Genomic DNA, 8,965 nt, shown 5'->3' with positions numbered 1-8,965 from the left:
ACCCGCCCACACAACCTGTACCTGTGTGTGCTGGTGTTGGGGGTGTGGGGGATAGTTTCATAGTGTTTCGGTGGTCATAGCGTTGGGGAAACGCCCGGTCTCATTCCGAACCCGGAAGCTAAGCCCGACCGCGCCGATGGTACTGCATGGGGGACCGTGTGGGAGAGTAGGTCACCGCCGAACAATTCGTTCATGAAAGCCGCCCCGAATGCTTCGGGGCGGCTTTCGTGCGTTACGGTGGCCGATATGAGTGGCCGTGCGCACCTGATGTGGGACCAGGCAGTCACCGCGTACGATTTCGGTCCCGAACACCCCATGGATCCCGTTCGGTTGGCGTTGACCATGCGCCTCGTCGAGGAGCTGGGGATCGACAAGGCCGTCGACATCGTCGCGGCTCCCGCGGCCGGCGACTCGACGCTGCGGCTTGTGCACCGGCAGGACTACATCGACGCCGTACAGCAGGCGTCCACGGCGCCGGAGTCGGCTGACCCCACGTACGGGCTGGGGACGACGGACGATCCGGCGTTCGTGGGGATGCATGAGGCGTCGGCCTTGATCGCCGGGCAGTCCGTGGCGGCGGCGGAGGCCGTGTGGGAGGGGCGGGCTGCGCATGCCGTGAACTTTGCCGGTGGGCTGCATCATGCGATGCCCGGGGCCGCTTCGGGGTTCTGTGTCTACAACGATGCGGCGTTGGCCATCGCGCGGTTGCTGGAGTTGGGCGTAGAGCGGGTGGCGTACGTGGACGTGGACGTGCATCACGGTGACGGCGTACAGGCGGCGTTCTGGGATGACCCGCGGGTGCTGACCGTTTCCGTCCACGAGCACCCCAGCACGCTCTTCCCGCAGACCGGTTGGCCCGAGGAGACCGGCGGGGCCGGGGCCGAGGGGCATGCGGTGAACGTGGCGCTGCCGGCCGGGACCGGGGATGCGGGGTGGCTGCGGGCGTTCCATGCCGTCGTGCCGGAGCTGATGGGGGCGTGGGGGCCCCAGGTGCTCGTGTCGCAGCATGGGGCTGATACGCACGCCGAGGACCCGCTGGCGCACCTCGCCGTCAGTCTGGACGCGCAGCGTGCGGTGATGGAGACCTGCCACGCCCTGGCGCACGAGCACGCGGACGGGCGGTGGCTGGCCCTCGGCGGGGGCGGGTACGCCGTCGTGGACGTCGTGCCGCGCTCCTGGGCCCACCTCTGTGCCGTCGCCGCCGGCTCCCCCCTTCCCGGAGACACCCGTGTGCCCGAGAGCTGGCGGGCCGAGGCGCTGCGGCGGACCGGGCAGCAGGCCCCGTACCGGATGACGGACGGGCGTGACGCCTCCTGGGCGGACTGGGAGGCGGGGTTCGACCCGGCTTCGCCGCTGGACCGAGCGGTGCGTGCCGCGCGGCGGACGGTGTTCCCGGCGCACGGGCTGCTGCCCTGAGGGAACTTCTGCTTTCTTGTGGGCGAAATATTCGTGAAGGCGCCCGTTCCGCCCGTATGGGCGGCCAGAGTGGGTCGGGTGTTGACCGACGTACCTCTCTTGCGTACGCATTTGCTGGCGACGGGAATCGCCGGGTCGGTGGCGACGAGGCGCGATAAGAGCCTTTGCAGATATCAGCAGTTCGCTGCCCGCGATCCGCGGGTGCTGCTCGGCCTCGAACCGGAGCGGGACTGGTCGGTGGCCGAGTTGCTGCGGCTGATGGCCGAACGCTGCGGTACGAGCGGTGATCCGGGCCGGATCTCGGGCACGGAGGTCATCGATCCGGACCGTACGATCGCCGCCCTGCACGCCTTCGCGGAGCGGCTGCGGGACGCCGCGCGCGACGGGGAGGCGGTGCTGTTCGGGACCGGCCACCCCGACCGCCTCCTTGGCTTCTACGCCCCCTTGGCTGCGGCGCTCTCGGCGGCTGGGTGCGTTGTCCTCACCCCCGGTGAGGGCAGAGATGTCGACATAACGACCCGATTTGGCGTACGTACATACCGCCTCAACTACCCCGAGAGTGTCGCTGTTCTGGGCGACTCAGACCCCTGTGACCCGCCCGCGACCAGGGGGGTCCATACTCACTCTCCGCTTCCCCTGCGTGCGGCACTCGGTGCCGCCGCCGCCGTGGGCGGGCCGCTGCCGGAGCTGGTGGTGGGGGACCACGGATGGGCCTGCGGGGCTGGTCAGTTGGGCATCGAGGCCATGGGTCTGGCGGACGCCGACGACCCTGCACCCTTCGTCGCCCAGGCGGAGGGCCGCGTGTCCGTTGTGGTGCCTCTTGATGACTCTGCGCAACCGGACAGCTACGGGCCGGTGGCCGGTTACGTGCTCAACCACGCCCGTCTGGCACCGTAGCCATGCGATCGCTACTCCTCTTCCCCACTTGCATCACCCGCCCCTAATCTGGGGAGGAGCGCGCATGCGAGGAGGAGGCACCGGAGGGGAAGCCGGTGTCCGTCATGTGCGGAAGGTTCAGGTGTGTCATGGCTGCAAGCGATAAGCCTCTCAACGAGGTTGTGTTCCTGACCGTGGCTGAAGTAGCCGCGGTGATGCGAGTGTCCAAGATGACCGTGTACCGCTTGGTGCACAGCGGCCATCTGCCGGCGATCCGGGTGGGGAGGTCCTTCCGGGTGCCGGAGCAGGCCGTGCACGAATACCTCCGCGAGTCGTATGTGGGGGTGGAGTCCGCCTGACGGGTCCGATCGGTTGCGCACCCTCGATTACGTCAATCCTGTTCGCCCGGGTAGGCTTGGGCCCCTGTAAAGACGTGTGGGCCCTTGCCCGCCCACCCCGACGGAGAGAAGTGAGCGAGGGTACCCGTGGGCTCTGTGATCAAGAAGCGGCGTAAGCGGATGGCCAAGAAGAAGCACCGCAAGCTGCTGAAGCGCACGCGAGTGCAGCGCCGCAACAAGAAGTAAGCGGCAGCCCGCACCCGTACCGCCGTCCATCCGCCTTTTCCGGCGGCTGGGCGGCGGTTGTGCGTTCTGCTGCGGGTACGGTGGGGCGAGCGTGCGGGAAGGCAGGCTGAGAAGGGCCGGCGGGGAGAGGGAGGCGAGGCCAGTGGGCAGGACCGTGCTCGTCACCGGCGTCGCCCGCCCCCTCGTCGGGCGCCTGGTCCGCCGGCTGCTGCGGGAGCCGGACGTCGACCGCGTCGTCGGCGTCGACGCGCGTGCGCCCGAGCACCAGCTCGGCGGCGCCGTATTCGTCCCCGCGGACATCCGGCAGCCCGTACTCGGCCGCATCCTCGTCGAGCACGACGTCGACACCGTGATGCACATGGATGTCACCGGCACCCCGCTCGCCCGCGGCGGCCGGGCGGCGGTCAAGGAGAACAACGTCATCGGGTCCATGCAACTCCTCGGCGCCTGCCAGCAGGCGCCGCGCGTGCGGCGGCTCGTCGTCAAGTCCACCACCAGCGTCTACGGGTCGGCGCCCCGCGATCCCGCCGTGTTCACCGAGAACACGCCGCCCGAGGCGCTGCCCAGCGGCGGCTTCGCGAAGGACGCGGTGGAGGTCGAGGGGTACGTGCGCGGGTTCGCCCGGCGCCGCCCGGACGTCGCCGTGTGCGTGCTGCGGTTCGCCAACATCCTCGGTCCGCGCGTGGACACGCCGCTCGCCGAGTATCTGGCGCTGCCCGCGCTGCCGACCGTCCTCGGCTACGACCCGCGGCTCCAGTTCGTCCACGAGGACGACGTCATCGACGTGCTGCTGCTCGCGGCCGGCGAGCCGCGCCGCGGCACGATCAACAGCGGCACGTTCAACATCGCCGGCGAGGGCGTGCTGCTGCTGTCCCAGGCCGCCCGGCGGCTCGGCCGCCCCACGGTCCCGGTGCCGCTGCCCGCTGTGACGTGGGTCGGCTCGGCGCTGCGCGCCGCGGGGATGACGGACTTCTCGCCGGAGCAGATCCGGCTGCTGACCCACGGCCGGGTCGTGGAGACGGCGCAGATGCGCGAACTGCTGGGCTTCACGCCCGAGTACTCGACGGCGGGAACGTTCGCCGACTTCGCCGCCGGGCGGGCGGCGGGGCTGCTGCCGCCGCGTGAGGTGCGGCGGGCGGTGGACGCGGTCGGCGGGCTGCTGGGGGTGCCGCGGGCGCGGACCGGGGAGCAGGTGGACGGCGTGGCGAAGGAGCCGGTGCACGATGGCTGACGCGAAGGTCATCCCGTTCGACGACGACCGCTCCCGCGGTGGCGGCAAGCCGCGGCGCCGGCCGGGCGCCGGCCGACCGCGGCGCGCGGACGGCGGCGGTGCCGCGGGCCCGGAGGCGGCGCTCTCGGCGCTGCCCGGCGGGCAGGGGGCCGCGGACGGCGGGGGCGAGGAACGTACGGACGCCGCAGGAGACCCCGGAGACCCCGGAGACCCCGGAAACCCTGGAGTCCCAGGAGACGCGGGGGGTGCGGGCGGCGCCGCGTCGTCGGCCCGTACGGCACCGCCGGGCTCCGACGCCGCCGACGCCGCCGACGCGGTCGCCGCGGCGCTGCAGAGCGCCCTCCTGGGCGCGCTCCCGCGGCTCCTCGGCGGCGACTGGGAGCGCAGGGCCGCCGACGCGCTGAGCTTCCTGCGGCGGCGGCTGACGGGCGACTACGAGGTCGACGAGTTCGGCTACGACGCGGAGCTCACCGACCAGGTCCTCGTGCCGCTCTTCCGGCCGGTCTTCGAGAAGTACTTCCGGGTGACGGTCAAGGGCGTCGAGAACATCCCGGACACCGGCGGCGCGCTCGTCGTCTGCAACCACTCCGGGACGCTGCCCTGGGACGGGCTGATGGCCCAGGTCGCCGTCCACGACCACCACCCCGCCGACCGCCATCTGCGGCTGCTCGCGGCCGACCTGGTGTTCATGCTCCCGTTCGTCAACCAGCTTGCCCGCAAGGGCGGGCACACGCTGGCCTGCGCGGACGACGCGGCGCGGCTGCTCGCGCGGGGCGAGGTGGTCGGGGTGATGCCGGAGGGGTTCAAGGGCCTGGGCAAGCCGTTCGCCGAGCGCTACAAGCTCCAGCGCTTCGGCCGCGGCGGTTTCGTCTCGACGGCGCTGCGGGCGCGGGTGCCGATCGTGCCGTGCTCGATCGTCGGGGCGGAGGAGATCTATCCGATGATCGGCAATGCCAAGACGGTGGCGCGGCTGCTGGGGCTGCCGTACTTCCCGGTGACGCCGACGTTCCCGTGGCTGGGCGCGCTCGGGGCCGTACCACTGCCGACGAAGTGGACGATCGAGTTCGGGGAGCCGGTCCTCACGGACGGCTATCCGCCGGAGGCGGCGGACGACCCCATGCTGATGTTCAACCTGACCGACCAGGTGCGCGAGACGATCCAGCACACGCTGTACAAGCTGCTCGTCGAGCGGCGGTCGGTCTTCTTCTGACCCGTACCCGCCACTCCCCGCTACTCCTCTTCCTCGCTGCCGAAGTCGAGGCCCAGGTCGGGCAGCGGCAGCAGGGGCGGGAGGGTGATCTCCGGGCTCTTGGTGGGCTCCTCCGTGGGCGTGGAGCTGCTGCCGCCGGTCTCCTGCCCGTCCGTCTCGTCGTCGGGCAGGACGCCGCCGATCAGGCCGTCCTCGCCGATCAGCCCGCCCTCCTCGGTGGCGCTGGGCTTCGGCTCGCCGTCGTCGCCGACCTCGCCGCCGGCCGTCGCGGTGGACGACGGGGCGGGCTCGGCCGGGTCGGTGTCGGTGCTGCTGCCGCCGCTGCTCGCGGTGCCCGGCGCACTGCCGCTGGGGGAGGAGAACTCCTCCGGGCCCGGCAGCAGCAAGGACAGCGGGGCGACGTCCTGCTTTATGGCGTCGAACACGGAGCTGACCTCGTCGCCCAGCTCGACCAGCTCGGCGGGCAACTGCTCGCGCAACTGCTGCCAACTGCGCTCGTTCTTCTGCGAGAAGGAGGAGAGGGTCTGCATGGGGCCGAGCTCGCCGTCCTCGTCGTACGCGCCGCGCAGCAGCTTGCGGCCTTCGCCGGCGTCGTGCCGTACGTTGTCGAGGGCTTCACGGACCTCGTTCATCGACTCCGCGTCGAGCTCGCCGGCGCGCCCGCGCTCCATGAGGCGCCGCGCCTCGTTCAGCCGCGTGGACGCCTGGTCGAGATAGATGCGGCCGCGCTCGGTGTCGTCGTCGGCCATGCCGCGGCGCAGGTCTTCCATGCCGCGCTTGAGGGGGTAGAGCGTGTCGCCCGGGAGGGCGTTGGAGCTGACCGCGGCGGCGGCGCTGAACGCGCCGGCGGCGACGCCGACACTGACGCCGCCGATGGCCACGCCGCGGGAGAGGCGGGAGCGCGGGCGCAGCCGGGACAGCGGGCCGGCCGCGCGGTGGGCGCCGCGCTTGCGGGGCGCGGGGATCAGGGGGGCTTCGGTGGACTCCGCGGTGTCCTCGGCGAGCATCGCCTCCATGGCCGCGATGAGCCGGGTCCGCTGGGCGGTCTTCACCTCGGGGTCGAGGGTCGGACCGGGCACCGAGGCGAGCTGCCCCACGAGGGCCAGGAGCCGCGCCTGCTCGGGGTCTGCCGCCAGCGCGTCCGCCTGCTGCGCCCGAGACTCCTCATCAAGGGCCTGGGCGAAGGCGTTCGCCCGCCGGTGTGCCGATACGGATCCGATCACGGGCGGCACCTCCTGTCGACTCGGGGTCTCTGTGTGGGACTCCCTATCCCGCCCTCAGCGTTGTACTCCTTGACCCATTTCACTCGAAGGAGTGAGCCAAGGTGGACAGGCCGTGGCCGGAGAAGCCCTGCTACCCGCTCAACGACGGGCAGGGCAGTCGGGTTACGCGGTGGCGTTGATACTACTTCGGTCGGCGGAGTTACCCCGGGTATCGCAACAGGCAAGGGAGACCACTCCCCGTCAGCGGGCGTCGTCCGGCAGCAGCCGGGCCAGGGTGCGCACCGCCCGGTACTGCAGCGTCTTGATCGCGCCTTCGTTCTTGCCCATCACCTTGGCGGTCTCGGCGACCGACAGGCCCTGCAGGAAGCGGAGGGTCACGCACTCCTGCTGCTGCGGGTTGAGCTTGCGCACGGTCTCCAGCAGCGCGGTGTTGGACAGCGACTCCAGTACGGAGTCCTCGGGGCTGCGCTCGGTCTCGCTGGGATCCAGCATCTCGCCGGTGGTGACCTCCAGGCGGAACCGGCTCGACTTGAAGTGGTCCGCGACCAGATTGCGCGCGATCGTCACCAGCCAGGCGCCGAAGTCGCGGCCCTGCCAGGTGAACGTGCCGATGCGGCGCAGGGCGCGCAGGAAGGTCTCCGAGGTGAGGTCCTCGGCCGTCGCCCGGCCGCCGACGCGGTAGTAGATGTAGCGGTAGACGGTGTCGGCGTACTGGTCGTAGAGCCGGCCGAATGCCTCGGTCTCGCCGGACTGGGCACGCTCGACCAGGTCCATCATGCGGCGGCTGTCGCCGGTCGAGGGCTGCGGCTGCCTGGTCTGCCGCCCGCTGCGCTCGCGGGTGCCCGCGCCGCCGGCCTGCCGGCGCCTGCTGCCGACCGCGGCGCTGCCGTCGGTGAGGGCGTAGGCGGGGCCTGCGGCCACCGGGCCGGCGGCGGGACTGGCGGCGGGGCCGGCGACGGCCAGGGCGGGCGAGAAGAGGCGCAGTTGCTCGATTACCTGCGCGCGCAGCGTAGCCAGACCTGAGGCGTCAACCCCGACGTATGGGTACACGGGACTCCCAGAGGCAGTGCTTCCATCACGTTCAGTGCGGGACCGTTGACCGACGTAGGTATGCGCGGGCACCGGATTGCGTCTGAGGAGAATAACGCTTCGTGTCGGGCGCGCTACCTCCAGTTGCTCAAATCACCGTTTCCGTCCGATCCATAGCCTATTGACGACTTCTCAAGTATCGGCCGTCGGATTGAGTTTGATCGGTAAGTGACACGAACTGCCTGGTTCACGGGCGTGTTGTGTGTTTCCCGGAGGAATCGGTCACAGGTACGCTGTCGGCGCCCGGTTGACGGCGGGGCCTGGGGTGTCGGCCGGGAGTGGTGCAAGTGCGCCCGATTCAGCGGCGGCGGCGCTGCAGGGCGACCGCCGCGGCGGCGCCGCCGGCCACCGCGCCGACGCCCGCCGCGGCCGGGATGCCGACCCGCGCCGCCTTGCGGCCCGTACGGTAGTCGCGCAGCCGCCAGCCGTGCTCGCGCGCGTGCTTGCGCAGCCGCGCGTCGGGGTTGATCGCGTACGGGTGGCCGACGAGGGAGAGCATCGGGATGTCGTTGGCCGAGTCGCTGTACGCGGCGCAGCGCGCCAGCTCCAGCGTCTCCGCGGCGGCCAGGGCGCGTACGGCCTCGGCCTTGGCGGGGCCGTGCAGCACTTCGCCGACGAGCCGGCCCGTGTAGACGCCGCCGACGGATTCGGCGACGGTGCCCAGCGCTCCGGTCAGACCGAGCCGGCGGGCGATGATCGTCGCGGTCTCCACGGGGGCCGCGGTGACGAGCCACACCTTCTGGCCGGCGTCGAGGTGTGCCTGTGCCAGCGCGCGGGTGCCGGGCCAGATGCGCTCGGCCATGTACTCGTCGTAGATCTCCTCGCCCATCTCCATGAGGTCGGCGACGCGATGGCCCTGCACGATGGAGAGCGCGCTGGACTGTGCGTCCTCCATGTGCCCGGAGTGCTCGGCGCCGGCGAGGCGGAAGTACGCCTGCTGCCAGGCGAACCGGGCGAGGTCGCGGGTGCGGAAGAACTTGCGCTTGTACAGTCCGCGGCCGAAGTGGTAGAGCGCGGCGCCCTGCATGATCGTGTTGTCGAGGTCGAAGAAGGCCGCCGCGTGCACGTCGCCGTGCACGGGGAAGGCCGGTTCCGCTTCCTCTTCCGCCGCCCCGCCGACCGCCGGGGCGCCTTCCGCGAGCGCGGCTTCGGCCTCCGCCTGCGTGGCGTGCTCCAGTTCCTGTGACGTCTTGCGCGCCGCCTCTGCCGCGGCCTCGCCGGCGGCGACGCTGCGCGCGGTCGCGCGGCGTCTGCGGCTGAGCCATCCGAATGCGGCCATGCCGATGAGCATAACGGTGTGAGGGGGGTCAACCGGTGTCGTGGGGCCGGGCCTCCG

At 71.5% G+C, this 8,965-nt stretch carries 9 protein-coding genes and 1 rRNA gene; 7 read left to right on the top strand and 3 right to left on the bottom strand.

Translation table 11 applies throughout. The annotated features are described in order from the left end of the window. The first annotated feature begins 66 nt into the window (after nt 1-66). From rrf to B124_RS24335, 7 genes are all read left to right on the top strand, one after another. Nucleotides 67-183, top strand: a 5S ribosomal RNA gene (rrf, locus tag B124_RS24365). Between the two features lie 63 nt (nt 184-246). Continuing rightward, nucleotides 247-1,416: an acetoin utilization protein AcuC gene (locus B124_RS24360; protein ID WP_496505073.1), complete on the top strand. Its 1,170-nt coding sequence runs from the start codon at nt 247-249 to the stop codon at nt 1,414-1,416. A gap of 78 nt (nt 1,417-1,494) precedes the next feature. Beyond that, entirely contained in the window at nt 1,495-2,313 is an 819-nt protein-coding gene (locus B124_RS24355) for a phosphatase (protein WP_496505072.1), read from the top strand. A gap of 128 nt (nt 2,314-2,441) precedes the next feature. Further along, complete coding sequence (locus B124_RS24350; RefSeq protein ID WP_158691643.1) at nt 2,442-2,651, top strand: helix-turn-helix domain-containing protein; 210 nt, start codon at nt 2,442-2,444, stop codon at nt 2,649-2,651. Between the two features lie 126 nt (nt 2,652-2,777). Further along, complete coding sequence (locus B124_RS24345; RefSeq protein WP_003948845.1) at nt 2,778-2,876, top strand: 30S ribosomal protein bS22; 99 nt, start codon at nt 2,778-2,780, stop codon at nt 2,874-2,876. 142 nt (nt 2,877-3,018) lie between these two features. Continuing rightward, on the top strand, nt 3,019-4,107 hold the full coding sequence (locus tag B124_RS24340; RefSeq protein WP_496505071.1) for an NAD-dependent epimerase/dehydratase family protein: 1,089 nt from the start codon (nt 3,019-3,021) through the stop codon (nt 4,105-4,107). After that, on the top strand, nt 4,100-5,317 hold the full coding sequence (locus B124_RS24335; RefSeq protein ID WP_496505070.1) for a lysophospholipid acyltransferase family protein: 1,218 nt from the start codon (nt 4,100-4,102) through the stop codon (nt 5,315-5,317). The genes B124_RS24340 and B124_RS24335 overlap by 8 nt, the downstream gene beginning before the upstream one ends. Nucleotides 5,318-5,337: 20 nt before the next feature. Here the strand turns inward: B124_RS24335 and B124_RS24330 are convergent, their stop codons facing one another. From B124_RS24330 to B124_RS24320, 3 genes are all read right to left on the bottom strand, one after another. Further along, nucleotides 5,338-6,540 carry a DUF5667 domain-containing protein gene (locus B124_RS24330; RefSeq protein WP_496505069.1) on the bottom strand — a complete coding sequence of 401 codons (1,203 nt, stop codon included), beginning with the start codon at nt 6,538-6,540 and terminating at the stop codon, nt 5,338-5,340. Nucleotides 6,541-6,780: 240 nt separating this feature from the next. Continuing rightward, nucleotides 6,781-7,590, bottom strand: a complete 810-nt coding sequence (locus B124_RS24325) for an ECF subfamily RNA polymerase sigma factor, BldN family (RefSeq protein WP_496505068.1) — start codon at nt 7,588-7,590, stop codon at nt 6,781-6,783. Nucleotides 7,591-7,927: 337 nt separating this feature from the next. Further along, nucleotides 7,928-8,908, bottom strand: a complete 981-nt coding sequence (locus B124_RS24320) for an HAD family hydrolase (protein ID WP_496505067.1) — start codon at nt 8,906-8,908, stop codon at nt 7,928-7,930. Nucleotides 8,909-8,965 lie beyond the last annotated feature (57 nt).

Source organism: Streptomyces sp. CNP082, from assembly GCF_059570535.1.
Note: the sequence above shows the minus strand (reverse complement) of the source record. Positions and strands in the feature narration are given on the sequence as shown.